Source organism: Pseudomonas sp. zfem003, from assembly GCF_032621675.1.
Lineage (GTDB): Bacteria > Pseudomonadota > Gammaproteobacteria > Pseudomonadales > Pseudomonadaceae > Metapseudomonas > Metapseudomonas otitidis.
Map to the genome: position 1 here is coordinate 77,867 of NZ_JAVYJG010000007.1, position 26,785 is coordinate 104,651.

Sequence of the window (26,785 nt, forward strand, 5' to 3'; positions counted from 1 at the left end):
CGCCCCAGGTGGCCGAAACAGCTCCCATGACGGGAGCCATAACAAATGATCTGTCCACGGAGTAGACACCTCGATGGAACTCAAGTCCCGCAAGCCCCAATTGCGTTTCGCACCGGCCAAGGCCGGTTTCGCCCTCGCCGGCCTCCTGCCCCTGATGTGCGCCGTCCAGGCCCAGGCGGTTGAATTCAGCTTCGCCGACGACGAGATCAGCGGCTCCATCGACACCACCGTCTCCTACGGCCAACTGTGGCGCGTCCAAGGCCAGGACAAGACCAACAACGACATCAACACCAACGACGGCAACCGCAACTTCGACACCGGCCTGGTTTCCGAGGTGTACAAGATCACTTCCGACCTGGAGGCGACCTACAAGAACTACGGCGTGTTCGTCCGTGGTACCGCTTTCTATGACACCCAGATCATGGACAAGCGCAACGACTACCTGGACAACAACAGCCCGCGCCAGCCGAGCCAGAACTACCCGAACGACAGCAGCTTCACCCGCGAGACCCGCCACAAGGCCGGTCGCGATGCGCAGATCCTTGACGCCTACGTCTACGGCAACTGGGACGTGGCCGACATGCCGCTGACCGCGCGTTTCGGCAAGCAGGTGTTCAACTGGGGTGAGGGCATCTTCTATCGCGGTGGCATCAACACCACCAACCCGCTCAACGCCGCCCAGTTCCGCCTGCCGGGTTCCGAGCTGAAGGAGGTGCTGGTGCCGGTTGAAGCCCTGAGCTTCAACATCGGTCTGACCGACAACCTGTCGATGGAGACGTTCTACCAGTTCAACTGGAAGGAAAGTGCTATTGACCCGGCAGGTACCTATTTCTCTGAGACCGATCTGTTTGCGGATGGTGGTAGTACCGCATACAACCAGAGCGGCTCTCTGGCTGGCCTCATGGCCCCCAATGCGTTGCTGGGCGGTAGTTCTCTCTATGGACTGTTGTCATCAAACCCGGCAAGTGGCCTGCGTGGCAGTCAGTTCGCTACAACCGATGCATTCAAGGTCGCCTCGATTGGTCCGGATATTAACGCCAAGAATGACGGCCAGTTCGGTGTCAACTTCAAGTACATCGCTGAGGAGTTGAACTCGACGGAGTTTGGTGCGTATTTCATCAACTACCACTCCAAAGAACCCTATATCTATGCAGACGTGAACAGCGCCTACGGCGGGATTACGGGCGCACAATATGCTGCCCTGCTAGGCAATCCGGCCGTAGGTGGTGCTGCCGCTGCTGCAGGTACATCTGCTCAGCAAATTGTTGGTGGTCTGCTGGCTGTGGATCTGGGCAACCAAATCCAGGCGCGTCGTGAATATGTCGAAGACATCCGCGTATACGGCTTCAGCTTCAACACCACCATTCATGAAACTTCGGTGTTTGGTGAGATTGCCTACCGTCCGAACATGCCAATCGGCATCGCCGCCACCAACGACGCGCTCCAGCAGTTCCTTGGTCAAGCCACTCAGTTCTCGCTGGGGCAGGGCATCAACGTAGCTGGACAGAATGTGCGCATGGGCGGTCAGTTGCATAACTACGAGCGCGTTGAGTCCTTCAACACCTCGTGGGGTGCGATTCAGAACTTCGGCCCGTCGCTTGGCTTCGATTCGCTGGTCGGTATTGCGGAGTTGGCGTCTGAGCACCTTCGTGGCAGCGACCTGAAGTACACCGATTACCAGGGTAATGTTCGTTACTATGCCGGCCGTGCTAACGGTGCCTATGCCAGCGGCTATGACCGTGACGACCAGATCAACAAGAACGCCTACGGCTACACCCTTGTTCTATCCGGTACCTGGAACGACGTGTACGCCGGTGTGAACGTCTCCCCGTTCGTCGTCTACAAGGATGACTTCGAGGGCAACTCTCATCAGACCGGTAACTTCATCGAAGGCCGCAAGGCGTATACCGTTGGTGTCAAGGCGACCTACCTGAACAGCCTGGAAGGCGAGATTCAATACACCGAGTTCTACGGCGCCGGTCAGAACAACGCAGCTCGCGACCGCGACAACATCGGCGTCAACGTCAAGTACTCCTTCTAACTAGAAAGAAGGCGGGGGCCTTCATGGGCTCCCGCCGCTGAACCCTCACGGAGATTCAACATGCTGAAAAAGCTTTCGCTGATTGGCGCGGCAGTTGCGTTTGCGCTGTCCGCCGGTAGCGCGCTGGCGGCAGTTTCCGCCCAGGAAGCCGCCAAGCTGGGCGCCAGCCTGACCCCCTTCGGTGCCGAGAAGGCCGGCAATGCGGCCGGCACCATCCCCGAGTGGACCGGTGGCATCACCCAGGCCCCGGCCGGCTACAAGCCGGGACAGCACCATGTCGATCCGTTCCCGGGCGACAAGCCGCTGTTCACCATCACCAAGGCCAATCTGGACCAGTACAAGGCCAACCTGACCCCCGGTCAGATCGCCCTGTTCAATGCCTACCCGGATACCTTCCAGATGCCGGTCTACCCGACCCGTCGCTCCGGCTCCGCGCCGCAGTGGGTCTATGACAACACCGTGAAGAACGCCACCACTGCCAAGCTGCTGGATGGCGGCAACGGCTTTGCCGATGCCTACGGTGGCATTCCGTTCCCGATCCCGCAGAACGGCGTCGAGGCGCTGTGGAACCACATCGTTCGCTACCGCGGTTCCTACATCGTGCGTCGCGCTTCCGAAGTGGCCGTGCAGCGCAATGGCGACTACTCCCTGGTGACCTCGCAGCAGGAAGCCCTGTTCAAGTACTACAACCCGAAGGGTTCGTACGCTGACCTGAACAACATCCTGTTCTACTACCTGTCCTTCACCAAGAGCCCGGCTCGCCTGGCGGGTGGCGCCGTGCTGGTGCACGAGACCCTGGACCAGGTTAAGGAGCCGCGTCAGGCCTGGGGCTACAACGCCGGCCAGCGCCGCGTTCGCCGCGCGCCGAACCTGGCCTACGACACCCCCATCGCTGCCGCCGACGGCCTGCGTACCGCCGACGACACCGACATGTTCAACGGTGCGCCGGATCGCTACGACTGGAAGCTGGTGGGCAAGAAGGAAATCTACATCCCGTACAACAACTACAAGGTCTCCAGCCCTGAGGTTAAGTACAAGGACCTGCTGAAGCCCGGTCACCTGAATCCGGCCGTCACCCGTAACGAACTGCACCGCGTGTGGGTCGTGGAAGGCACCCTGAAGCCGGGCGCCCGCCACATCTACTCCAAGCGCACCCTGTTCCTCGACGAGGACAGCTGGCAAGCCGCCGTGGTCGACCAGTACGACGGTCGCGGTGAGCTGTGGCGTGTCTCGGTGGCCTACCTGAAGAACTACTACGACCTGCCGACCACCTGGTCCGCGCTGGACGTGTTCCATGATCTGCAGGCCCGCCGCTACCACGTGCAGAACCTCGACAACGAGGAGCCGAGCACCATCGACTTCACCCAGCCGATCCCGGATGACGGCTACTTCAAGCCGTCTGCCCTGCGTCGTCGCGGTACTCGCTGATCGATTCGCAGGACAGAAAAAGGCCGCTACTCTGGTAGCGGCCTTTTTCATTCATCAGAGGCCCTGATAAGGGCTCAATCACGCGGGTTTGGCTTAACAAAACATAACGTCCCGCCGATTGTCAGCGCTTTCCAAAGCTGGATAGCATAAGCCGCCTGCCCGTGGGGCAGGACCACCTATAACAATAAGGGGGAAAGGTGTATGAGTGAGCCCGTCATGCGGCGCACCCAGTCCGGTCGTGGCGCGCGTCATTCCGCCCAGCCGGCGTTCCGCTTCCACTCGCCGCTGGCCAAAGCGCTCTCGCTGTTCAGTGTGCTGTCCATCCTGACTTCCGCCATGGTGCTGCCCACCGTGCATGCCGCCGAGGCAGCACCGGTCTACTCCATCGAATCGCCCAAGGCCATCACCAGCCTGCTGCTGGACGTTGCCCACGCCGGCAAGCGCCTGGTTGCCGTGGGGGATCGTGGCCACATCCTCTATTCCGACGACGACGGCACGAGCTGGACCCAGGCCAAGGTGCCGACCCGGCAGATGCTGACCGCCGTCTACTTCGTCGACGACAAGAAAGGTTGGGCCGTCGGCCACGACGCGCAGATTCTCGCTAGTGAGGATGGCGGGGCGACCTGGACACTCCAGTTCGAAGACCTGCAGCGTGAAGCCCCGCTCCTGGACGTCTGGTTCAAGGACGCCAGCACCGGCTTCGCCGTTGGCTCCTACGGCGCCCTGCTGGCCACCGAGGACGGTGGCAAGAACTGGGAAGACGTCAGCGACCGCCTCGACAACGAAGACCAGTACCACATCAATGCCATCGCGGCGGTGAAGGACTCCGGCCTGTTCATCGTCGGCGAGATGGGCAGCATGTTCCGCTCCCCCGACTGGGGCCAGACCTGGGAACGCCTCGAAGGACCCTACGAGGGCTCGCTGTTCGGCGTGTCCGGTACCGCAGAGCCCGGCGTCGTGATCGCCTACGGCCTGCGTGGCCACCTGTTCCGCTCCGCCGATTTCGGCACGACCTGGGAAACCATCCCGCTCAAGAACGCCCGCGGCGGCACCCTGGAGTTCGGTCTTTCCGGCGGCACCCTGCTCGAGGACGGCACCCTGCTGGTGGTTGGTCATGGCGGCAGCGTGCTGAAGAGCACCGATGCCGGCCGCACCTTCAGCGTGGTCAACCGCGCCGATCGTCTGTCGCTGGCCAGTGCCACGGTCGACAGCAAGGGCAACCTGATCCTGGTGGGACAGGGTGGGGCGCGTGTCGCCTCGCCGACTGGCGCCGAGCTGGGCCAACAATAACAAGGTGGGGGAGTTTCGATGAGTAACCATCACCAGGACAAGGCGACCTTCCTGGAGCGCCTGATCTTCAACAACCGGCCGGCGGTGATCGTCATCTGCCTGCTGGTCAGCATCTTCCTCTTCTGGCAGGCCACCCAGGTGCGCCCGTCCACCAGCTTCGAGAAGATGATTCCGCTGCACCACCCCTTCATCCAGAAGATGATGGAGCACCGCAACGACCTGGCGAACCTGGGCAACACCGTGCGCATCTCGGTGGAAGCCAAGGACGGGGACATCTTCAGCAAGGACTACATGGAGACCCTGCGCCAGATCCATGACGAGGTCTTCTACATTCCCGGCGTCGATCGTTCCGGTCTGAAGTCCCTGTGGAGCCCCAGCGTTCGCTGGACCGAAGTGACCGAGGAAGGCTTCGCCGGCGGCGAGGTCATCCCGCAGACCTACGACGGTTCCGCCGACAGCCTGGAAGAGCTGCGCAACAACGTGCTCAAGTCCGGTCAGATCGGCCGCCTGGTGGCCAACAACTTCAAGTCCAGCATCATCGACGTGCCGCTGCTCGAGTCCTACCCGGACCCGAACGACCAGGGCAAGCTGCTGAAGCTCGACTACCGCCAGTTCTCCCATGAGCTGGAAGAGAAGATCCGCGACAAGTACCAGGCCCAGAACCCGAACGTCCAGGTGCACATCGTCGGCTTCGCCAAGAAGGTCGGCGACCTGATCGACGGCCTGATCATGGTCGTGGCCTTCTTCGGCATCGCCTTCCTCACCACCCTGGTGCTGCTCTACTGGTTCACCTGGTGTATTCGCAGCACCATCGCCGTGCTATCCACCACCCTGGTGGCGGTGATCTGGCAGCTGGGCCTGATGCACTCGGTGGGCTTCGGGCTCGACCCGTACTCCATGCTGGTGCCGTTCCTGATCTTCGCCATCGGCATCTCCCACGGGGTGCAGAAGATCAACGGTATCGCCCTGCAATCCAGCGACGCCGACAACGCCCTGACCGCGGCACGGCGCACCTTTCGCCAGCTGTTCCTGCCGGGGATGATCGCCATCCTGGCTGACGCCGTGGGCTTCATCACCCTGCTGATCATCGACATCGGCGTGATCCGCGAGCTGGCCATCGGCGCTTCCATCGGCGTGGCGGTGATCGTCTTCACCAACCTGATCCTGCTGCCGGTCGCCATCTCCTATGTCGGCATCAGCAAGAAGGCCATCGACCGCAGCAAGAAGGACGCGACCCGCGAGCACCCGTTCTGGCGCCTGCTGTCCAACTTCGCGCACCCCACCGTGGCGCCCATCTCCGTGGTCATCGCCATCATGGCCTTCGGCGGCGGCCTCTGGTACGGCAAGCACCTGAAGATCGGCGACCTCGACCAGGGCGCGCCGGAGCTGCGTCCGGACTCGCGCTACAACAAGGACAACAACTTCATCATCAGCAACTACTCCACCAGCTCCGACGTGCTCGTGGTGATGGTCAAGACCAAGCCTGAAGGGTGCTCCACCCACGAGGCGCTGGCCCCCATCGACGAGCTGATGTGGACGATGGAGAACACCCAGGGCGTGCAGTCCGCCATCTCCATGGTCACCGTCTCCAAGCAGGTGATCAAAGGGATGAACGAAGGCAACCTGAAGTGGGAAACCCTCTCCCGCAACCAGGACGTGCTGAACAACTCCATCAGCCGCGCCGACGGCCTGTACAACACCGACTGCTCCCTCGCACCGGTGCTGGTGTTCCTCAACGACCACAAGGCCGAGACCCTGCAGCGCGCGGTCAAGGCGGTCCAGGGCTTCGCCCAGGAGCACAACAAGGACGGGCTGGAGTTCCTGCTCGCCGCCGGTAACGCCGGTATCGAAGCGGCCACCAACGAGGTGATCGCCCAGACCGAGCTGACCATCCTGATCCTGGTGTACATCTGCGTCGCGGCCATGTGCCTGATCACCTTCCGCTCGATCCCGGCGACCATCTGCATCGTCATCCCGCTGATCCTCACCTCGGTGCTGGGCAACGCCCTGATGGCCTTCCTCGGCATCGGCGTGAAAGTGGCGACGCTGCCGGTGGTGGCACTGGGCGTGGGTATCGGTGTCGACTACGGCATCTACATCTACAGCCGCCTGGAAAGCTTCCTGCGCGCCGGCCTGACCTTGCAGGAGGCCTACTACCAGACGCTGAAGTCCACCGGCAAAGCCGTGCTCTTCACCGGCCTGTGCCTGGCCATCGGCGTGGCAACCTGGATGTTCTCGGCGATCAAGTTCCAGGCCGACATGGGCCTGATGCTGACCTTCATGTTCATCGTCAACATGTTCGGCGCGCTCTGGCTGCTGCCGGCCTTGGCCCGCTTCCTGATCAAGCCCGAGAAGCTCGCCGGCAAGACCGGGGGCTCACTCCTCGCGCACTGATCGGTGCTCTTCGAAAACCGCGGCCTCGGCCGCGGTTTTTCGTTTCTGGGTGCTGGCCTTGACGCCGGAAAAAGTCTGACATCTAATGATATGCATTCTCATTTGTTGCTTCCCATTATCTGTCAGCCTTGAGCGGGCGGGAAGCACCTGCAGTCGGGGGTGTCGTGAAGTCAGGTCTGGCCGGTGGGAAAGCCCGCCGTGGATGAGCAGTTCCGTGGCACCGTCTCGGGCGCCTACCGGGCCTTCCATGCCGAACTGCTGAAGTTCCTCGGCAAGCGCCTGGGCAGCCAGGCCGATGCGGCCGATCTCGCCCAGGACGCCTTCGCCCAGTGGCTGGGCTCCCGCGATCGCGCCCGCGTGGCGCAGCCCCGCGCCTTCCTGTTCCAGATCGCTCGGAACCTCCTGCGCGACCACTGGCGACGCCAGCAGGTGAGGGGAGGGACGGAGCCGGCCCCTGTCGAGCACGATGAGGCGCTGTTCGAGCATGCCGCCCCAGGCCCCCAGGACAAGGCCGAGCAACACCAGCGCTTGCATCACCTGGCCCGGGCGCTGGATGATCTGCCGCCGCGCCGGCGGGAGGCCTTCGTCCTGCACAAGTTCGACGGGCTCTCCCAGGCCGAAGTTGCCGAGCGCATGGGGATTTCCCTCAGCATGGTGGAGAAGCACGTCGCCTGTGCCCTCCTGCATTGCAGGCAACGCCTGCTCGATGCGGGACAGGAGGACGTACCATGAACGAGAACAGGTGGATGGAAGCACGCCCCTCGATCGACGAGCAGGCCGCGACCTGGCAGGCGCGGCGCTCCGGTAGCCAGTTCAGCACGCGGGACGAAGCCGAGTTGCAGGCCTGGCTGGCCGCCAGCCCTGCGCATGCCCGCGCCTTTTCCGAGATGCAGCAGATCTGGGCAGAACTCGATCGCGTACCGCGCCCGAGCCTGTCAGCCCCGGTGGTGCCCCTGCGCCCACGGCGCTGGCGCCTGCCCCTGGCTGCCGCTGCGTCCTTGCTGGTGGCCTGCGCCCTGGTGCTGGTCTCCCGGGGTGGGCCCGAGGTCGACGAGACCTTCGCCAGCCCCAGTGCCGCCACGCAGCAGGTGACCCTGGCCGACGGCACCCGCATCGACCTCAACCGTGCCACGCGCCTGCGCGTTCGCCTGTATGACGACCACCGGCAGGTGGACCTGCTGGAGGGCGAAGCCTTCTTCGCCGTTGTCCGTGATGAGTCCCGTCCCTTCGATGTCACCGTCGGAGACGGGCGGGTGCGGGTACTGGGCACCCGCTTCAGCGTGAGGCGCGGCGAGCAGCGGTTCGATGTGGCGGTGGAGAGCGGTCACGTGGCCGTCGAGCCTCATCCAGGAACGGCGCAGCCGCTGGAGCTGCTGGCAGGGGACAGCCTTGACTACGACTACCGCACCGCCACCCTCGAACAAGGCCACCGCCGGCCCGAGGAGATCGCCAGCTGGCGTCGAGGGCAACTGGTCTTCCGGGATCGCCCCCTGGCGCAGCTGCTCGACGAAGTGTCGCGCTATCGCCCGGCCCCGGTGGGCCTGGCGGATCCGAGACTGGCCCAGCGGCGTGTCTCCGGCAGCCTCAACCTCGCCAACCCGGATGCCTTCCTCGCTGCCTTGCCGCAGTTGCTGCCGGTCCAGGTCGAGCACCTGGCGGATGGGCGGGCGTTGATCCATCCGCGCTGAAGGCCTGGTTGACTCGCTACAAATAAAAATATTTTTCATTCGCATATGTGGGTTTTTCTCGTCTGTGCGTCTTCCTCCCGGTAACCGCCAGCTGCCGTGGCGGTCCTGCAGCACAAGGGGAGACCTGCATGAACACCCGTACCACCCGCTTCGTCCTGCGCCGGCTCGTTGCCGGCAGCGCCCTGGCGACCTGGCTGGCCAGCGCCTCGGCACTGGCCCAGGACCACGACTTCGACCTGCCGGCCCAACCCATGGCCAGCGCCCTGACCAGCCTTGCCCAGCAGGGGCAACTGCAGGTGCTGTTCGATGAAGCCCAGCTGCGCGATGTACGTGCGCCGGCGTTGAAGGGGCGCTACAGCCCGCGTCTGGCCCTGGAGCGGTTGCTCTCGGGGACGGGGCTGGAGCTGGTGGAAGCGGGGGATGGGTTCGTGGTGCGGCGGCGAGTGCAGCAGGCGAGTGCCGACAACGCCCTCCAACTGGACGCTCAGACCGTGGTGGGTAACGGCACCAGCGTCGACTCCAGCAGCGTCGGGCGCTCCACCCTCACTCGCAAGGAAATCGAAAGGCAGCAGGCGGACAACGTGCCGAGCCTGCTGCAGACCCTACCCGGCGTGACCATGGGCGGCTCGGCCAAGCCCGGCGGCCAGACCGTGAACATCTGGGGCCTGGGCGATGCCGAAGACGTGCCCTTCACCCTCGACGGGGCCTCCAAGAGCGGCTTCGAGCGCTACCAGCAGGGCACCGTGTTCATCGAGCCGGAGCTGATCAAGCGCATCGAGGTGGAGAAGGGGCCTTATTCGGTCTTCACCGGCAACGGCGGCTTCGGCGGCACCGTCCATATGGAGACCAAGGACGCCCCCGACCTGCTGGAGGATGGCCGTGACGTCGGCACCATGCTCAAGTACGGCTACCATAGCAACGACCAGCAGAAGATCTACAGCGGCGCCGTCTACGGCCGCACTGAGGACGGTCGTGCAGACGGCCTGGCCTACCTCACCACCCGCGACGGCCGCGACATGAAACTGGCCGACCACATCCAGATCGAGCCGGGCTACGAGTACCCGGAGCGCTACCCGCACACCGACCAGAAGCTGGACGGCGTGCTGCTCAAGGGCAACTTCCGGCCCAACGAGGAGCACGGCTTCGGCCTGACCTACATGCGCTCGGTCACCGAGCAGTTCGGCCCCTTCAGCGCCGCGAGTTTCTACCTGCCCAGCAAGTACAGCGTCGACCTCTACGGCGGCCTGGAGAACGCCATGCGCCGCAACCTCGCCGATCGCGAGGTGGTGGATACCACCTGGGCCGGCAAGTACACCTACCAGCCGCTGGACAACCCCTGGATCGACCTGGAGCTGAAGGCCTCCTACTCGGAAACCGAGCAGACCGATGAACGCCGTGCTGGCGCGAACTACTCCCTCACCTCGGGTGGCAAGTGGATCCGCACCGACTACCAGGACAAGGTGGTGGAGCTGCGCAACATCAGCCGATTCTCCACGGCAGCCCTTGAGCACGAGCTCACCACCGGCCTCGCCTGGCACCACCACAACCGCGACGTGCTGATGTACCTGCCGGGCAGCACCTACAACGTCGCGCGCTACAACTACGGCTGGTTCCAGCCGTACTTCATGCCCCGTGGCGAGCAGACGACCCGCAGCGCCTACGTGCAGGACGCCATCACCCTCGGCGACGTGACCATCACCCCCTCCATGCGCTTTGATGCCGTGCGCAACCAGGGCAAGGAGAACCTCGCGTCGGTCTACAACAACGCCGCCCTCGGGCATGACTACAGCGCCCAGGAGTATTCCGGCTGGTCGCCTCGCCTGTCCGTGTTCTGGCGGGTGAACGACAACGTCGGGTTGTTCGCCGACTACGCCAAGACCTGGCGTGCCCCGGTGATCGACGAGCAGTACGAGCTGCAGAACAGCACCACCATCGGTGGCACCAGCCGTGGCCTGGACCCCGAGCGCATCCGTGGCGTGCGGGTCGGCAGTGTCCTCAGCTTCGGTGACCTGATCGCCGCCAATGACGCCCTTCAGGTCCGTACCACGCTGTTCCACCACAAGATCGAGGACGAAATCTTCAAGCTGCGCAGCATCGCCTGCGAGCGCCAGGCCATCGAAGGCGGGAGCATCTCGGCGAAATGCGCGGCGCTGCTGCCCTTGCCCAACTACCGCAACCTGGACGGCGTGACCCTAAAGGGTGCGGAGTTCGAGGCCTACTACGACAGTTCGCGGATGTTCGGCAGCCTGTCCTACTCCTGGGTCAGCGGTAAGCACCAGGGGGCCTATAGCAATCCCTGGGGGCCTGATGTCTGGGCCCGTGATGTGCCAGCCCCCAAGTGGGTGGCCATGGTTGGCGTGAAGATTCCCGAGATCGCCACCCAGGTCGGCTGGCAGGGCGAGTTCGTGCGCAAGACCGACCGTGTGCCCGGCGACCTCTACAACGTCTCCGGCGAAACCGTCTGGGACAACTTTGAAAACGACAGCTACGACGTCCATCGGCTGTTCGCCGAATGGGCACCCCAGAGTGGCGACCTGAAGGGCACCAAGGTGAATTTCACCGTGGACAACGTCTTCAACCGCTTCTACCGCGCCAACCTCAGCGGCGATGCGGCCTATAGCCAGGGGCGCAACGCCAAGATCAGCATCACCCGGTTCTTCTGACCCCTACGGCCCGTCCCTTCGCGCACTCCGTGGGAGTTGGCTCTGCTCGCGAAGCGCCTGGGGTCCTCCTGGACGAGGTGGGCTGAAGCCCACCCTACGGCCTGTCCCTTCGTGCATTCCGCAGGAGATCCCATGTCAATTTGCTGTGGCGACGCGAGGTCAGATAGGGCTTCTGATTTCTCATGACGGCAAAGGTGATCCTTGCCAGGACGTAGGGTGGACCGCGCTTCATCGGTCCACCATGTGGGCTCTCGGCGAACGTCATTGGTGGATGGAAAAAGCGCCATCCACCCGACGCCCCCGACCGAAGACACGCTGGTCTGTGGGAACGAGCTCTGCTCGCGAGGTGTTTGAGATCCGCCCGGACGAGGTGGCTGAAGCCAGCTCACCGGGCGTGACTTCACTCCCCGAGCCGCTGCAACAACGCGGCGGCAGTGGGCTCCGAGGAGGCCGGGTTCTGCCCGGTGATCAGGTGGCCGTCGGCGACCACATGGGGTTGCCAGTCGGCCACCTTGGAGTAGTGGGCGCCGAGGTCGCGGAGCATGTCCTCCACCAGGAAGGGCACCACCTCGGTGAGGCCCACCGCCGCTTCTTCGGAGTTGGAGAAGCCAGTCACCGCGCAGCCCTGCACCAGGGGGTTGCCATCGGCGGCGCGGGCATTCTTCAGCACGGCAGGGGCGTGGCACACCGCCGCCACCGGCTTGCCGGCGTTGTGCAGGTCTTCGATCAGGCGGATGGAGAAGGGATCGTCCACCAGGTCCCACAGCGGGCCATGACCTCCGGGGTAGAAGAGGGCGTCGTAGTCGGCCGAGACCAGTGCCGCCAGCGGCAGGGTGCTGGCCAGCGCCTGCTGGGCCTGCGGGTCGCTGCGGAAGCGGTGGGTGGCTTCGGTCTGCGCGGCCGGGTCGTCGCTCTTCGGATCCAGCGGCGGTTGGCCGCCCCGGGGAGAGGCCAGCACCACCTCGGCCCCGGCATCACGGAAGGCGAAATAGGGCGCGGCGAACTCTTCCAGCCAGAAGCCGGTCGGCTGGCCGGTATCGCCCAGGCGGTCATGCGAGGTCAGCACCATGAGGATTTTCATCGGCTACTCCTTGAGGTCATCGAGGGGTGTGACTGGCGCCGTTACGGCAAGGTTCCGGTGGCCGGCCGATGAATTCTAGACGCGCCGATGAAGGTTCTCAGCCCTGTGTAGGCCGCCGTCGGGCGGTGAGGCCGCGGAGGAAGTTGCGCAGCACCTGGTCGCCGCAGGGGCGGTAGTTCTTGTGGTCCTTCTTGCGGAACAGCGCCCCCACCTCGGCACGGGTCATGGGCAGGTCGGCTTCGCGGAGGATGTCGAGGATGTCGTCCTCGCGCAGCTCCAGGGCCACGCGCAGCTTCTTCAGCACCTGGTTGTTGCTCATCGGCAGTTCGAGAGGGAAGGGCGGGCGGCTCTCGTCCCTGCCGCGCATGGCGTAGACCAGCCCGTCGAGAAAGCCGGCCAGGCGCCGATCACTGCAGGCGTGGTAGCCCTCCTCATCTTCGCGGGCCAGCCAGGCCGCCACTTCCTGCAGGCTCACTTCCTGGTCGGCCAGGCCGATGATCTCCACCACCCGGGCGTCGCTGATGTCCAGCAGGTAGCGCAGGCTGCGCAGTATGTCGTTGTTGGTCATGGGGCATTCCGTCGGAGTGGTCGGGCAGCCGTGAGCTGGCCGTTAGACTGGGGGCGTCGATGCCGAAAGGCAGGAGGTCCAGATGAAGCGCGCCATTGTGCTCGCATTTTCCGCGCTGGTCGCGATCAGTTGCGCCGCCCAGGCCCAGCAGCCGCCCTTGTTGCGCTCGCCCGGCACGCCGGCACCCGGTTCGCCCGGTACCGCCACGCCGCAGCCCTATTCCCAGCCCAGTCCGCCGAGCTTTCCGTCTGCCGCCCCGCCGGGCAGTCCGCCGTTGCTGGTGAACCCGCCGACCACGCGCCAGGCAGACCCGCGTGACGAACGCATAGGAACAGCTCGACCGCAACAGCAAGGGGCTGGGCAACGGCGAGAAGAAGCCGGCGCCCTAGCGCAGCAGCGGCGGTACCCGGGCCTGGAGCAGCGCCACCAGGGCCGGGTCCATGTAGTCGTATTCGTCGGGGATATCCAGGCTGACCACGCGCTTGCCCTTGAGCGCGGCGGGGAAGCGTGCGGCCAGCTTGCGCCGATGGCTGCTCTCCATCACCAGGATCAGGTCCGCCCAGGCCAGGGCCTCGGGCGTTACCGGAGTCTCCGCTTCGGCCTTGAGGCCGGCCGAGTCGGTTTCCACGCCGGGCCAGCTGGCGAACAGCTGCTCGGCGGTGGGGCTGCGCAGCCGATTCTGGCCGCAGATGAACAGCAGGCGCTGGACCTTCACGCAGCAGCCAGCCCCAGCACCTTGAACAGGAAGGCGTATTCCAGGGCAACGTCGCGCAGCGCCTGGTAGCGCCCGCTCATGCCGCCGTGGCCGGCACCGAGGTCGGTCTTGAGCAGCAGCAGGTGGTTGTCGGTGCGGGTCGCCCGCAGCTTCGCCACCCATTTGGCAGCTTCCCAGTACTGCACCCGCGAGTCGTTGTAGCCGGCCACCACCAGCAGCGCCGGGTAGGCCTGGGGCTTCACGTTCTCGTAAGGCGCATAGCTGCGGATGCGCTCGAACACCTCGGGCTGGTTCGGGTCGCCCCACTCGTCGTACTCGGTGACGGTGAGCGGCAGGTCGGGGTTCTGCATGGTGTTGAGCACGTCGACGAAGGGCACTTCGGCGATGGCCGCTGCGAACAGCTCCGGACGTTGGTTGAGCACGGCGCCGATCAGCAGTCCGCCGGCGCTGCCACCGCTGATGACCAGCTGTTCGCGGGTTGTCAGGCCCTCCGCCAGCAGGTGCTCGGCGCAGGCGATGAAGTCGCCGAAGGTGTTGGCCTTGTGCTCCAGCTTGCCAGCGCGGTACCAGGCTTCGCCCAGCTCACCGCCGCCGCGTACGTGGGCGATGGCGAAGACGAAGCCACGGTCCAGCAAACTCAGACGGGCATGGGAGAACCAGGGGTCGAGGCTCGCGCCGTAGGCGCCGTAGCCATAGAGGTAGAGCGGCGCCGGGCGGCCCAGGGTTTCGCGGCGGGCGACCAGGCTGATGGGGATGCGCGTGCCATCCGCTGCCGTGGCCCAGAGGCGCTGGCTGACGTAGGCATCGGCGTCGAACGGGCCTTCCACCGGCGTCTGCTTGAGCACCCGCTGCTCGCCGTCGGCCAGGCGCAGTTCGCGGACCTGGGCGGGGCGGTTGAGGGCTTCGTAGCGCAGGCGGATCACCGGGCTGTCGAACTCCAGGCTGTCCTGCACGTAGAGGCTGTAGGCCGCATCCGGCAGTTGCACGCGGTAGGCGGTGCCGCCGGCAGGGTGCACTTCGATCACCGGCAGGCCGCCTTCGCGCAGGCTGAGGGTGAGGGCGCTGCTGTTGAGGCTGAGGTCTTCCAGCATGCGCTCCGGGTCGTGGGGGATACGCTCCTGCCAGTGTTCGCGGCTCGGGTCCGCCTCCTCGGCCAGATAGAGGGCGAAGTTGATGCCGGCCTGGTTGCTGCGGACCAGCCAGCACCAGCGTCCGTCGACCTGGCCGTGGTCGACGTAGTACTCGTGACCTTCCTCGCGGGGGGCGATGCAACGGAAGTCGGCATCGGGCGTCCCGGCGTCCAGCACCCAGGTTTCGCTGGTGGTCTTGCTGGACAGGTCCAGCAGCAACTGGCGCTCGGAGCTGGCGCGGTGGCAGCCGAGGAAGAAACGTCCGTCCGGTTCCTCGAAGACCTGTTCAGCATGGGCCTCGCCCAGGCGGTAACGGTGCAGGCGGAAGGGGCGGTGGGTCTCGTCCAGCTCGCCGAAGAACAGCGTGCGGCTGTCGTTGGCCCAGGTCATGCTGCCGTCGCAGTCTTCGAAGGGGAGGGCATGCAGGGTGCCGTCCACGAGGTCGCGGACGAACAACTGGTAGACCTCGTCGCCGCTGGTGTCGAGGCTGTAGGCCAGCAGGCGGTGGTCGGGGCTGACGCTGAAGGCGCCGACCGAGAGGAAGCCGCCGTCCGCCAGCGCGTTCGGGTCCAGCAGCAACTGCTCGGTGGCCGGGTCGATGTCCAACGAGCCGTCCTGCGGGCGCGCGCAGCGGTAGTGGCGCGGGTACTCATCGCCGGCGGTGGTGCGCTGGTAATAAAGGTAGGGACCCCAGGGCGTGGCGAGGGACAGGTCGGTCTCGCGGATGCGGCTGCGGATTTCCTGGAACAGGCGCTCGCGCAGGTCGGCCTGGTCGGCCAGTTGCTCGTCCAGCCAGGCGTTCTCGGCCTTCAGGTAATCCAGCACCTCGGGGGCGTCGCGTTCTTCCAGCCAGCGGTAGGGATCGGCGCCATCCTGGGCTCGGGCGATGGGGGCGTGTGACATGAGGTCCTCTCGGGTGCGGCGGGCGACGGCGGGGGGACGCCGGAGCGGGGAAAAGTCGCTATCATAAGCGCCCCTTTGCCCGCCATGCCACGGAAGCCAATGAACGAACACGACTACCTACTTGCCTGGGGTGCCTATGCCGTGGCGGCCCTTGGCTGCCTGCTGGTGTGCTTCCGTGCGACCGGCTGGATGTGGCGCTGGCTGCGCGAGCCGGTGCGCCTGGTAGTGGCGGTGCTGCTGCTGACCCCGACGCCGGTGGACCCGGGTCGCGACCTGTACGCCCCCGCCGTGGCGGTGACGGCGCTGGACATGGTGTTCAAGGTGGGCAACAACGCCTGGAAGGCGGTCTCCGACCTGGCCATGTACGGCATGATCGGCTTCGTGCTGTACCTGGTCTTCGTGGCCATCCGCTGGCCCATCGAGCGGGCGATCAAGGCTCGCCGTGCGGCCCGCGAGCGGCCGGCCGAGGAGCCCGTGGACGACGAGGAGCCCACCCTGCGCCAGTTGATGGAGCGCGAGGGGGATGCCCGCTTCGACACCCGCACCGATGCCCGTGGCGACCGCCGCCTGCGGATCGAACCGCGCCTCTAGCCACGCAGCAGTACCCTTTCATTCGCCAGGGAGTGCCCGATGGATTGCGTGTTCTGCGCCATCGCCGGTGGCCATGCGCCGGCTCATGTGCTGCACGAGGAAGCGGATTTCCTGGTGCTGCTGGACATCTTCCCCCTGCGCCCGGCCCACGTCCTGGTGGTCGCCCGGCAGCATGCGCCGTATCTCCATGACCTGCCCGAGAGCGCCCGCACGCGCCTGCTGCCCCTGGCCGATGAGCTGATGGCGGCGATGCGCCGGGCTGGCCTTGGCGAACAGGGCATCAACATGCTGGTGAACGACGGGCCGGATGCGAACCAGCACGTGCCCCACCTGCACCTCCACCTGATTCCAAGACGCCGGGGTGACCTGGCGGGCCTGTTGTGGCGAGCGCTGACCCGTTTCCTGCCCCTGGGGCGCACTGCGCTCCAGGCGCGCCTGGAACGGGAAGCCGATCTGTTGCGGCGGGCCATGAAACGAGAGCCTTGATCCATGTGCGAACTGCTCGGCATGAGTGCCAACGTCCCCACCGACATCGTGTTCAGCTTCACCGGCCTGATGCAGCGTGGCGGCGGCACGGGGCCCCACCGTGACGGTTGGGGCATCGGCTTCTACGAGGGGCGGGGGCTGCGCCTGTTCCAGGACCCGTCGGCCAGCGTCGATTCCGAGGTGGCGCGCCTGGTGCAGCGCTACCCGATCAAGAGCGAGACCGTCATCGGCCATATCCGCCAGGCCAACGTCGGCAAGGTCTGCCTGGCCAACACCCACCCCTTCGTGCGGGAGCTCTGGGGGCGTAACTGGTGCTTCGCCCACAACGGCCAACTGGCCGACTTCCAGCCCGTTCCCAGCTTCTACCGCCCAGTGGGCGATACCGACAGCGAGGCGGCCTTCTGCGACCTGCTCAACCGGGTGCGCCAGGGCTTCCCGGAGCCGGTGCCGGTGGAGGTGCTGCTGCCGGTGCTGGTGCAGGCCTGTTCCGAGTACCGCACCCGGGGTGTGTTCAATGCCCTGGTCAGCGACGGTGACTGGCTGTTCTGCTTCTGCTCCACCAAGCTGGCCCACATCACCCGCCGTGCGCCCTTCGGCCCGGCGCGGTTGAAGGACGCCGACCTGACGGTGGACTTCCAGGCCGAGACCACCCCGGACGACGTGGTGACGGTGATCGCCACCGAGCCGCTCACCGACAACGAAACCTGGACGCGCTACCAGCCGGGGGCCTGGGCCCTATGGCGACGCGGCGAATGCCTGGCCTCGGGCCAGACCTGAGAGGAGAGGGGCGATGCTGAGGAGCTACCTGAGGCTGGTGCTGTTCACCCTGGGGCTGCTGGTCGGCGTGCAGGTTCCCGGATTCGTCGATGACTACGCCAAGCGTGTGGAGGCCCACCGACTGGAAGCCGAGCGTGCCCTGGCCGGATTCCGCGAGACGGCCAAGCGCTTCTTCGACGGCAACCTGGACGCCCTGGTGGCGCATTACCGCCAGAGCGACGACCCGGTGATGCGCAGCGACGCCGACAGCGTCGCCACCCTGGTCAACCGCGATGCCTTGCTGCAGCGGGAATGGCAGGCCATGCAGGGGGCCTGGTACGCACGCACCTGGCACGTGCTGAGCGGGGCCGACCGCGAGCTGCTGCTGGAGACCGCCAATGCCTACAGCTACCAGGTGCTGCTGGTGCCCGAGGCCATCGGCTGGGGCCTGGCCTGCGCCTTCCTCCTGGCCTGGCTGCTGGAGAGCCTGGCGCTGGGTCTGGGGCGCCTGGCCGGTGTCGGCCGCGCCCGCAAGGTTCAGCAGCGCCACTGGCGCTGATCAGGCTTCGAAACGTTCCGCCCCGTGGCGCAGGGTGCTGGCGAGGGCGAGGAAACCGTCGTACAGCAACTGGTCGCTGGTGGAGGCATTGCTGACGCTGGCGCGTACGTACTGGGGCACTGCCGCCCGGCCGACGGCAAAGGTCTCGGCGGCGGTGATCAGGTAGTTGCGCAGCTTCAGGTCGGCCTCCACGTCGGAGGCGCGCCAGGCCTCCGGCACCTCGATCCAGAAGTGCGGACTCTGCGGGTGGGTGCGGTACTGCAGCCCATCCAGCAAGCCTTCCACGAGCGCCTTGCGCCGGCCGATCTCGGCGATCTGCTGGTGCAGCAACTTGCTCGCCGTGCCGTTTTCGATCCACTGGGTGGACAGCTCCAGCGCCAGGGGCGTGGCCATCCAGCAGGTGGCACGCAACGCGGCGGTGATGCGGCTGACCAGCGTGGTCGGTGCATGCAGGTAGCCCACCCGCAGCCCGGCCGCCACCGCCTTGCTCAGGCTGCTGATGAGGATGCAGCGCTCCGGCGCGTAGTGGGTCATCGGCGGCGGGCGGTCCTCCACCAGCACGGCGTGGGCCTCGTCCTCGATGATCAGCAGGTTGTGCTCGCGGCACAGCCGCGCGATGGTCTCCCGCCGCTGCGGTGAGAGCACCGCCGTGGTGGGGTTCTGAATGGTCGGCGTGCAGTACAGTGCCGACACCCGGTTGCTGCGGCACAGCTCGTCGAGGGATTCCGGGACCAGCCCTTCCTCGTCCATGTCCACGCCCAGCAGCTTGATGCCGAGCATGCGCGCCACGGTGATCAGTCCGGGGTAGGTGAGCTGCTCGGTGACGATGGTGTCCCCGGCGCGCACCAGTGCCATCAGGGTGCAGAGCAGCCCGTGCTGGCCGCCGTTCACGCACAGCACCTGGTCCGCCTGGGGCCGGAAGTCGCCGTGGCCGAGCCAGTGCGCGCCCGCCTGGCGGTAGCGCGGCAAGCCGGCATCCGGCGTATAGAGCGCCAGTTCCCGCAGGGTCTGCGGGTCCCGCGCCAGGTCCATCAGGCTCTGGGCGAGGAAGGCGGTTTCAGGGCCGGGGATGTGCATGTTCCGGCTCATGTCGTACAGCTCCGGCGCCTCCTCGATGAAGTTGCGGAAGCCCTCGTCGCGCTTGCGCTCCAGGCCGCGACGCCGCACGAAGGTACCGTCGCCGACCCGCGCCACCACCAGCCCCATTCGCTCCAGCTCGGCATAGGCGCGGCTCACCGTGCCGATGGTGACCCCCAGCCGGTCCGCCAGGTTGCGGTGGGGCGGCAGCTTGGAGCCACCTTCGATCGTCCCTTCCAGGATCCTGATCTCCATCGCTCCGGCGAGGCGCTTGTATTTGGCGCCCTGCCCGGAATTCAGTGCGTCTTTCAGGATTGACACCGTGTCAATAATTGGTTTGACAGCCATTTTTCGTCCTAATAGCCTGATTGAGCCGTGTCAATCAGTGATTGATACCTGGATTTTAGGGGTCAATTTAGCAGCTACGAAGGATTGCCATCATGCCAATGTCCGCGGTAATTGAAAACACCAGCAAATCCAGGAAGCAATGGCTGGGGGCATTGGTCACCAGCCTGCTGTTCCTGACTGTGTGCCTCAGCTGGGGCACCACCTGGCTGGGCATCAAGATCGCCGTGGAAACCGTGCCACCGCTCACCGCCTCCGGCCTGCGCTTCCTCATCGCCTTCCCGCTGTTCCTCTGCTTCGCCCTGATCCGTGGCGACTCGATCTTCTTCCCCCGGGGCAGCTTCGGCTTCTTCGTGTTCGTCACCCTGTGCTACTTCAGCGTGCCGTATTACCTGCTCAACTACGGGGAGACCCACGTCTCCTCCGGGCTCACCGCGCTGCTGTTCAGCTGCATGCCGGTGTTCATCCTGATCTTCTCCTCGCTGTTCCTGCAGGAGCGCATCTACCTCTCCCAGGTGGTGGGCATCGCCATCGGTTTCGGCAGCCTGTTCATGATCCTGCGCGGGCAGGGGCTGAGCCTGGAGCACTCCGAGGCCGTCGGCGTGCTGGCCATCCTCGCGGCGGCCGTGATGCATGCGCTGTGCTACGTGGTGACCAAGAAGAAGGGCGCGGAGATCAGCGTCATCACCTACAACACCCTGCCCATCGGCCTGGCCGGCCTGATGCTGTTCCTCGTGGGGCTGGGCGTGGAGCAGCCGGATTTCGGCGCCATCAGCGGCCGTTCCTGGGGGGCGCTGGCCTACCTGGGGCTGTGCGCGTCGGTGGGGGGCTTCATCGTGTACTTCTTCCTGCTCAAGCGCCTCAACCCGGTGATCCTGTCCTTCGTCTTCATCATCTTCCCGGTGTTCGCGGTGATCATCGGGGCCTGGTACGAAGGCCACACCATCTCCCGTGACCTGGCGTTCTATTCCTCGCTGCTGTTGATCGGCTTCGCCATCACCAAGGTGCCCATGGAAAAGTTCCTGGCGAAGAAGGACTGACCCATGGCTGACCAGGACGTCTTCAGCGCCGAGGTCCTCGGCGCCATCTACCGCCATGCCGCCGAGACCTACCCCGAAGAGTGCTGTGGCTTCGTGTTCGCCGATGCCCGGGTGCACCGTGGCGAGAACATCCAGAACCAGCTCAACGAGCGCAGCCCCGAGGTGTACCGGCGCAGTGCCGCCAACGGCTACACCTTCGCCGTCGCCGACACGCTGCTGCTCAACCGCAGCCTGCGCGGGGACAACCCGGTGCGCGTCATCTACCACTCCCACCCGGACGTGGGGGCCTATTTCAGCCGTGAGGACGAGGACAAGGCGCTGTTCATGGGACAGCCCATCCACCCCGTGACCTACCTCGTGGTGGACGTCCGCGCCGGCGAGGCGATGGGCGCCAAGTTATTCGAATGGAACGGCGAAGGATTCGTCTGCAGCCGGGAATTCCCCGGCAACCCATAACGACCTGCAAGAAAAGGAGTTTGGCTATGAATGTGGTGATCTTCCCCGACGTACTGGCGCGGGTCGCCAAGTTGCCCGCCGCGCGGGTGGAAGGCGAAGGCCGGACTGTGCGCGAACTGGTGGAGGGCATCTGCGAGCAGCATGCCGCCCTGCGCGAGCACCTGTTCTACGGCAACGCCCAGATCAAGGAGCACTTCCTGCTCACCGCCAACGGCGAGCTGGTGGACGTGGACAGCGAACTGGCCCCGGGCGTCGAGCTGGACATCATGCTCGCCACCTCCGGCGGGCTGGATGTCGACGAGCTGAGCAACGACGAAGTGCGGCGCTACGTGCGCCACATCACCCTGCCGGACGTCGGGCGCCAGGGCCAGCTGCGACTGAAGAAATCCCGCGTGCTGGTGGTCGGCACCGGTGGCCTGGGCTCTCCGGTGAGCCTCTACCTCGCGGCAGCCGGCGTCGGCACCCTGGGGCTGGTTGATTTCGACCGGGTGGAAAGCAGCAACCTGCAGCGCCAGGTGGTGCATGGCACCTCCACCCTCGGGTTGCCGAAGGTGGAATCCGCCCGGCGCCGCCTGGAGGACCTCAACCCCGGCATCCAGATCCACGCCCACGATTGCGCCATCACCCCCGACAACGCCATGCGCCTCGTCGGGGACTACGACCTGGTGGTGGATGGCACCGACAACTTCGGCACCCGCTACCTGCTCAACGATGCCTGCGTGCTGCTGCGCCGGCCGCTGGTGTACGGCGCCCTGCATCGCTTCGACGGGCAGATGAGCGTGTTCAACCACCAGGACGGCCCCTGCTACCGCTGCCTGTTTCCCAAGAGCCCGCCTGCCGAACTCGCCCCCAACTGCAATGCCGGCGGCGTCATCGGCGTACTGCCGGGCGTGGTCGGGCTGATCCAGGCCACCGAGGCCATCAAGCTCATCCTCGGCATCGGCGAACCCCTGGTGGGCCGCCTGATGCGCTTCGACGCGCTGTCGATGAAGTTCTCCGAAATCCGCTTCAAGCGCCGCGCGGACTGCCCCACCTGCTCGCCAAGCCGCACCGACCGCGAGCTGCAGGTGGAGGAGCCGGTGGTCTGTGCCTCCAGCCAGATGAGCGAGTCGACCCTGCCCGCCGACTTCTTCGTCAGCCCGCGCGAACTGCAGCTGAGCCTGGCCCGGGGCGAGAAGCTGCAACTGCTCGATGTGCGCGAGCCGAACGAGCTGGAGGTGTGCCGCCTGCCCGGCAGCCTCAACCTGCCCCTGGGCGAGCTGGAGGCTCGCCTCGCTGAACTCGATCGCGAACGCCCGCTGTGCATCGTCTGCTACGGCGGTACGCGTGCCGAGCGCGCCGCCCAGCTGCTGCTCAGTGCCGGCTTCACCGGCTTGCGGGTGCTGCAAGGCGGCATCAAGGCCTGGGCCCGGGATGTCGACCACGACATGCCGCTGTACTGAGGGGCCGAGATGATCCACGAATCGCTGCTTCAGGCTATCGGCGAGACACCCGTCGTCCGCCTCGCTGCCTTCAGTGCTGAAACCGGTCTGGAGGTCTACGCCAAGCTGGAGTCCCTCAATCCGGGTGGCAGCCACAAGGCCCGCATCGCCCTGGCCATGGTCCGTGACGCCGAGGCGCGCGGCATCCTGGTGCCCGGCAGCGGGCAGACCATCATCGAACCCAGCGGCGGCAACACCGGCATCGGCCTGGCCATGGCCGGCAACCTGCTCGGCTACCGCGTGGTGCTGGTCATCCCCGACAACTACAGCCCCGAGAAGCAGAAGCTGCTGCGGTTGTACGGCGCCGAGGTGGTGCTCTCCGACAGTCGCCGTGGCAACAACTCCCACGGCGAGAAGGCCATGGAACTGCAGCTGGAGAACCCCGGCTACGTGATGCTCAACCAGCAGCGCAACCCGGCCAACCCGGAGATCCACCGGCGCACCACTGCGCAGGAAATCCTCCGGGACTTCGACGACCGGCCGCTGGATTGCCTGGTGGCTGGCATCGGCACCGGCGGGCATATCACCGGCCTGGGGGAGACTCTCAAGGCACGCTGGCCGCACCTGCGGGTGTTCGGCGTCGAACCGGAGCAATGCGACCTGCTCAACGACCGCCACGCCCCCCATGAGATCCAGGGCCTGTCCATCGGGCTGGTGCCGCGCATCCTCAACCTCGGCGTGCTGGACGGCATGCTCAAGGTCTCCAAGGCCGCCTGCCTGGAGCGGGTGCGCCACACCATGCGCACCGACGCCATCAGCCTGGGGTTGTCCTCGGCGGCGAACCTCGTGGCCATCGCCGAGCTGGCCCATGAGCTGCCCACCGGCACCCGGGTCCTGACCCTGGTGTACGACGGCGTCGACAGCTACCTGCCACATTTCGAATGACCAGCCAGGGGAGGGCTAACAGCATGTGGGGATATCTCGATCGGTTGAAACTCTATGACGGCTTGCTGGACCACCTGGTCCGCATCCTGTCTTCCGATGAGCTGGGTGTGCTCATGCCGCACCTCGACGGCATCATGGAAGTGGCCGTGCAGCAGGTGGCCGAGGACCTCCAGGCCTATGCCGCGCGCGATCCCGCGTCCTGCGGGCGCACCGGGCTGATCCTCGAGACCTATGCGTCGTTCAAGGCCATCCTCTTCCATCGCCTGGCCCATCAGGTGTGGCTGCATGGCGGGTTGGCCGAGCGCGAGATCATCGCCCACAAGCTCGCCAGCGTAGGCAAGCTGCAATCCGGCGCGGAGATCCACCCGGCCGCGCGCATCGGGCGGCGCTTCGTGCTGGATCATGGTTTCGGCACCGTCATCGGCGAAACCTGCGAGATCGGCGACGACTGCTACCTGCTGGCGGGCGTCACCCTCGGCGCCAGCGGCATCGCCGACAACCCCGGCGGCAAGCGCCACCCTCGGCTCGGCAATGGGGTGGAGGTTGGCGCCGGCGCGCGCATCCTCGGCGCGGTGAGCATCGGCGACAACGTGTTCATCAGCCCCGCCTGCGTCATCACCCGGGACGTGCCCGCCAACACCCGGGTGAGCATCGTCAACCAGTTGCAGATGCAGCGGGCCAGCATGTCGTCCAGCTGCGGCTTCCTCGGTGCGTTCGTCCTCGGCGAGCGCCTGCACCTGGTGGGCGAGCTGCCCGAGTCGGGCGAGGTGATGGTGCTGGACGCCGACCACCGCCGCCTCGGCTGCCTGTCCCTGGAATGCACCCTCAGCGAGCAACACCACCGCCAGTACCGCCTGCGCAACCACGGCGCCGTGGTGCCGGCCCCGCGCTACCCCCTGAACCTGCGCATCGTCGGGCCGGTCCAGGACATCACCCTGCTGGACCCGCCGGGCCTCTGTGCCCTGGTCAGGTCCGTGCTGCAACCCCACCTCATCAGCATAGGAGGCTGACCTCATGTCGGTATTCACCCTGCATACCCATGCCCTGTTCGACGAGGCGCCTTACCAGCGCACCTTCACCGCCCGCGTCCTCGCCGTCAGCGAGCAGGGCGTGGCCCTCGACCAGACCCTGTTCTATCCCACCGGCGGCGGCCAGCCAGGTGACCAGGGGCACTTCCTGCTGCCCGATGGCTCGGTGGCGACGGTGATCGGCACCCAGCGCGACCCGCTGATCAAGTCGATCATCTGGCACCAGCTGGAGGAGGGCGCGCCGGTGGTCACCACCGGCATGGAGTTGCAGGGCTGCCTCGACTGGGAGCGCCGCTACCAGCACATGCGCATGCACACCTGCCTGCACCTGCTCTGCTCGATCATCGATGCACCGGTCACCGGCTGCAGCATCGGCGCGGAGAAGGGCCGCCTGGACTTCGACCTGCCCGAGTCCACCCTCGACAAGGAGGTGATCACCCAGAGCCTCAACGAGCTGGTCAATGGCGCCCTGGACGTACGCGTCCACATGCTGCCGTCCAGCGAGTACCAGACCGTGCTGGAGATGACCCGCACCCAGGCCGTGGCGCCGCCGGTCATGCAGGGCATGGTGCGGGTGGTGGACATTCCCGGTGTCGACATCCAGCCCTGCGGCGGCACCCATGTGAAGAACACCGCCGAGGTCGGCCAGGTGGTCTGCGACAAGATCGAGAAGAAGAGCCGGCACAACCGGCGCGTCACTCTGCGCTTCGCGTGAAGCGCGAGCGGCCCGGATGGACTCGGGCCAACACCCGCCTCAGATCCACTGGTCGTTGCGCTTGCGCCTGACCCGCAGCAGCGTCGGCAGCACCAGCCCGGCCAGGAGGCCGGCGCCGGCAATGCTGCCGCCGTACACCATGTAGCGCATCAGCACCTGCTTGTTCTCATCCCCCAGCTGCGCTTGGGCCTCGCGCAGGTCCGAACGGGCCTGGCTCAGCTCGCTGTCCAGCGAGGCGCGGGCCGCCTGGAGCTCGTCGATCAGCGCCTTGCGTGAATCCAGCGTCTCCTGCATGCCTTGCACCCGCTGCTTCCAGGTGTCGTCGATGCCGGCCAGCTGCGTGCTCAGCTCGGCCACCTTCTGCTCCAGCTGTGGCAGCCGCTCGGCCTGGCCGGGCACTTCCTGCAGGTCGCGGCTGGGAATCCACACGGCGCTGCCGTTCTCCCCCCGTACCTGGCTGTAGTCGCCCTGGGACGAGAGCAGCTCCACCTTCTGCCCCGAGGTCAGCGTACCGACGATGCGGTAACCATCGGTGGGGCCGCTGCGGACGTAGGTGGTCAGGCTGTCGCTGATCCAGCGGACGTTGCCGGCTTTCTCCTCCTCGGCCAGGGCGGCACTGCCGGCCAGCAGCAGGCAGGTGGCCAGGCTGGCGCCGAGCAGGCGCGGGGAGAGCAGGGAGCGGAAGGCGAACGGAGGACGGGGTCGGGACATGGCGCAATCTTCATAGGGTGATGGACGGGCCCGCCGGGCGGGCATGACGGAAGCCGGCTCCCTGTCGCGGGAGAGCCGCGTCCGGATGGCCCATGGCCATGCCGTCCACCCGGCGAGCCGACAGCGAACTGACAGCTCGCGACCCACCGGAGTTCACTCAGGGCCGGAAAGCGAGACGGGTGGCCCCGTCGTTCCAGCCCCGTCCGTGACTCAATGAGTGGCCTGCACCACCCGGTAGTTCAGCAGCAGTGGCTCGTCCGCCAGCTCGATCTGTTGAACGGCGCGGGGCAGGTCCTGCAGCACGGCCTGCCAGAAGGCGAGGGCGGTTGCATCGTCCTGGTAGAAGCGCACCAGCCAATCGCGCTCCCCGCTGGTCAGCACCTGGGTGACCAGTGCGCGCCCCAGGCCCTGGCGCCGGTATTTCTTGAGGATGAACAGGTCCGCCAGCTCCAGCGCGTCCATCCCCGGCAGCTCGCTGGCCTCCACCAGCAGGAACCCGGCGATGAAGCCGTCCACCAGCAGCAGGTTGGCGCTCCAGTCGGGCTCCTGCCAGTAGCGCACCAGGTGCTCCTCGTGGAGGTAGAAGCGGCCGTCGGCCTCCACGTCCTCCTGCTCCCAGTCCGAGGACTCATAGGCATAGAACTGGTAGAGGTTGCGGATCAGGTCGGCCTGGTCCGGGCCGGTCTGGACCAGCTCGACGACAGGGGCGGAGAAGGGCGGCAGGTCGCGCATCGGGCACTCGTGGCAGTGAAGG

24 protein-coding genes are annotated in these 26,785 nt (G+C 66.0%); 17 read left to right on the forward strand and 7 right to left on the reverse strand.

All coding sequences use genetic code 11. The annotated features are described in order from the left end of the window. The first annotated feature begins 73 nt into the window (after positions 1-73). The 7 genes from RTK35_RS17215 to RTK35_RS17245 all read left to right on the forward strand — a co-directional run bounded on the left by RTK35_RS17215 (position 74) and on the right by RTK35_RS17245 (position 11,504). Positions 74-2,041 carry a DUF1302 domain-containing protein gene (locus RTK35_RS17215; RefSeq protein ID WP_316908578.1) on the forward strand — a complete coding sequence of 656 codons (1,968 nt, stop codon included), beginning with the start codon at positions 74-76 and terminating at the stop codon, positions 2,039-2,041. Between the two features lie 60 nt (positions 2,042-2,101). Further along, positions 2,102-3,469: a DUF1329 domain-containing protein gene (locus tag RTK35_RS17220; RefSeq protein ID WP_316908579.1), complete on the forward strand. Its 1,368-nt coding sequence runs from the start codon at positions 2,102-2,104 to the stop codon at positions 3,467-3,469. A 201-nt stretch (positions 3,470-3,670) separates the two neighbouring features. After that, entirely contained in the window at positions 3,671-4,759 is a 1,089-nt protein-coding gene (locus tag RTK35_RS17225; protein ID WP_316908580.1) for a WD40/YVTN/BNR-like repeat-containing protein, read from the forward strand. Between the two features lie 18 nt (positions 4,760-4,777). Then, on the forward strand, positions 4,778-7,153 hold the full coding sequence (locus RTK35_RS17230; RefSeq protein ID WP_044408553.1) for an efflux RND transporter permease subunit: 2,376 nt from the start codon (positions 4,778-4,780) through the stop codon (positions 7,151-7,153). A 198-nt stretch (positions 7,154-7,351) separates the two neighbouring features. After that, positions 7,352-7,885, forward strand: a complete 534-nt coding sequence (locus RTK35_RS17235; RefSeq protein ID WP_107329686.1) for a sigma-70 family RNA polymerase sigma factor — start codon at positions 7,352-7,354, stop codon at positions 7,883-7,885. Continuing rightward, on the forward strand, positions 7,882-8,841 hold the full coding sequence (locus tag RTK35_RS17240; protein WP_316908581.1) for a FecR family protein: 960 nt from the start codon (positions 7,882-7,884) through the stop codon (positions 8,839-8,841). The genes RTK35_RS17235 and RTK35_RS17240 overlap by 4 nt, the downstream gene beginning before the upstream one ends. A 128-nt stretch (positions 8,842-8,969) precedes the next feature. Beyond that, the gene (locus RTK35_RS17245) at positions 8,970-11,504 is read left to right on the forward strand and encodes a TonB-dependent hemoglobin/transferrin/lactoferrin family receptor (protein WP_410478681.1); all 2,535 of its coding nucleotides are present in this window, start codon (positions 8,970-8,972) and stop codon (positions 11,502-11,504) included. Positions 11,505-11,904: 400 nt separating this feature from the next. Here the strand turns inward: RTK35_RS17245 and RTK35_RS17250 are convergent, their stop codons facing one another. From RTK35_RS17250 to RTK35_RS17265, 4 genes are all read right to left on the reverse strand, one after another. Beyond that, entirely contained in the window at positions 11,905-12,585 is a 681-nt protein-coding gene (locus RTK35_RS17250) for a type 1 glutamine amidotransferase domain-containing protein (RefSeq protein ID WP_316908582.1), read from the reverse strand. Positions 12,586-12,682: 97 nt separating this feature from the next. Beyond that, complete coding sequence (locus tag RTK35_RS17255) at positions 12,683-13,153, reverse strand: DUF1456 family protein (RefSeq protein ID WP_316908583.1); 471 nt, start codon at positions 13,151-13,153, stop codon at positions 12,683-12,685. Positions 13,154-13,538: 385 nt separating this feature from the next. Beyond that, entirely contained in the window at positions 13,539-13,868 is a 330-nt protein-coding gene (locus RTK35_RS17260) for a low molecular weight protein tyrosine phosphatase family protein (protein WP_074968410.1), read from the reverse strand. Further along, positions 13,865-15,901, reverse strand: coding sequence for a S9 family peptidase (locus RTK35_RS17265; protein ID WP_316908584.1), 2,037 nt, complete (start codon positions 15,899-15,901; stop codon positions 13,865-13,867). The genes RTK35_RS17260 and RTK35_RS17265 overlap by 4 nt, the downstream gene beginning before the upstream one ends. Positions 15,902-16,000: 99 nt before the next feature. Between RTK35_RS17265 and RTK35_RS17270 the strand changes: the two genes are divergently transcribed. Genes RTK35_RS17270 through RTK35_RS17285 form a run of 4 tightly spaced genes read left to right on the forward strand, consistent with a single transcriptional unit; the run spans position 16,001 to position 18,293 of the window. Continuing rightward, on the forward strand, positions 16,001-16,492 hold the full coding sequence (locus tag RTK35_RS17270) for a hypothetical protein (RefSeq protein WP_044408532.1): 492 nt from the start codon (positions 16,001-16,003) through the stop codon (positions 16,490-16,492). Between the two features lie 39 nt (positions 16,493-16,531). Then, positions 16,532-16,978, forward strand: a complete 447-nt coding sequence (locus RTK35_RS17275) for an HIT family protein (protein ID WP_182852217.1) — start codon at positions 16,532-16,534, stop codon at positions 16,976-16,978. A 3-nt stretch (positions 16,979-16,981) separates the two neighbouring features. Next, positions 16,982-17,755 (forward strand): class II glutamine amidotransferase, encoded by a 774-nt coding sequence (locus RTK35_RS17280; protein ID WP_074968406.1) that lies wholly within the window; start codon positions 16,982-16,984, stop codon positions 17,753-17,755. A gap of 13 nt (positions 17,756-17,768) precedes the next feature. After that, positions 17,769-18,293: a DUF2937 family protein gene (locus tag RTK35_RS17285; protein ID WP_044408523.1), complete on the forward strand. Its 525-nt coding sequence runs from the start codon at positions 17,769-17,771 to the stop codon at positions 18,291-18,293. Here the strand turns inward: RTK35_RS17285 and RTK35_RS17290 are convergent, their stop codons facing one another. Then, positions 18,294-19,718 (reverse strand): PLP-dependent aminotransferase family protein, encoded by a 1,425-nt coding sequence (locus RTK35_RS17290; protein WP_316908585.1) that lies wholly within the window; start codon positions 19,716-19,718, stop codon positions 18,294-18,296. A 98-nt stretch (positions 19,719-19,816) separates the two neighbouring features. On the opposite strand from RTK35_RS17290, the gene RTK35_RS17295 reads away from it, so the two are divergent. Genes RTK35_RS17295 through RTK35_RS17315 form a run of 6 tightly spaced genes read left to right on the forward strand, consistent with a single transcriptional unit; the run spans position 19,817 to position 25,320 of the window. Next, the gene (locus tag RTK35_RS17295) at positions 19,817-20,755 is read left to right on the forward strand and encodes a DMT family transporter (protein WP_044408517.1); all 939 of its coding nucleotides are present in this window, start codon (positions 19,817-19,819) and stop codon (positions 20,753-20,755) included. A 3-nt stretch (positions 20,756-20,758) separates the two neighbouring features. Further along, entirely contained in the window at positions 20,759-21,211 is a 453-nt protein-coding gene (locus RTK35_RS30605) for a Mov34/MPN/PAD-1 family protein (RefSeq protein WP_044408514.1), read from the forward strand. Between the two features lie 26 nt (positions 21,212-21,237). Next, complete coding sequence (moeB, locus tag RTK35_RS17300; protein ID WP_373323461.1) at positions 21,238-22,653, forward strand: molybdopterin-synthase adenylyltransferase MoeB; 1,416 nt, start codon at positions 21,238-21,240, stop codon at positions 22,651-22,653. Between the two features lie 9 nt (positions 22,654-22,662). Beyond that, a complete protein-coding gene (locus tag RTK35_RS17305; RefSeq protein WP_107329677.1) occupies positions 22,663-23,577 on the forward strand; it encodes a PLP-dependent cysteine synthase family protein in 915 nt (304 codons plus the stop codon). A gap of 23 nt (positions 23,578-23,600) precedes the next feature. Beyond that, complete coding sequence (locus RTK35_RS17310) at positions 23,601-24,587, forward strand: serine O-acetyltransferase (protein WP_316908586.1); 987 nt, start codon at positions 23,601-23,603, stop codon at positions 24,585-24,587. 4 nt (positions 24,588-24,591) lie between these two features. Further along, the gene (locus RTK35_RS17315; RefSeq protein ID WP_208272653.1) at positions 24,592-25,320 is read left to right on the forward strand and encodes an alanyl-tRNA editing protein; all 729 of its coding nucleotides are present in this window, start codon (positions 24,592-24,594) and stop codon (positions 25,318-25,320) included. 39 nt (positions 25,321-25,359) lie between these two features. Here RTK35_RS17315 and RTK35_RS17320 read toward each other — a convergent pair whose 3' ends face one another. Both RTK35_RS17320 and RTK35_RS17325 read right to left on the reverse strand, forming a co-directional pair. Beyond that, positions 25,360-26,031, reverse strand: coding sequence for a TIGR04211 family SH3 domain-containing protein (locus RTK35_RS17320; protein WP_316908587.1), 672 nt, complete (start codon positions 26,029-26,031; stop codon positions 25,360-25,362). A 210-nt stretch (positions 26,032-26,241) separates the two neighbouring features. Continuing rightward, positions 26,242-26,763, reverse strand: a complete 522-nt coding sequence (locus tag RTK35_RS17325) for a GNAT family N-acetyltransferase (RefSeq protein WP_044408498.1) — start codon at positions 26,761-26,763, stop codon at positions 26,242-26,244. Positions 26,764-26,785: the final 22 nt, after the last annotated feature.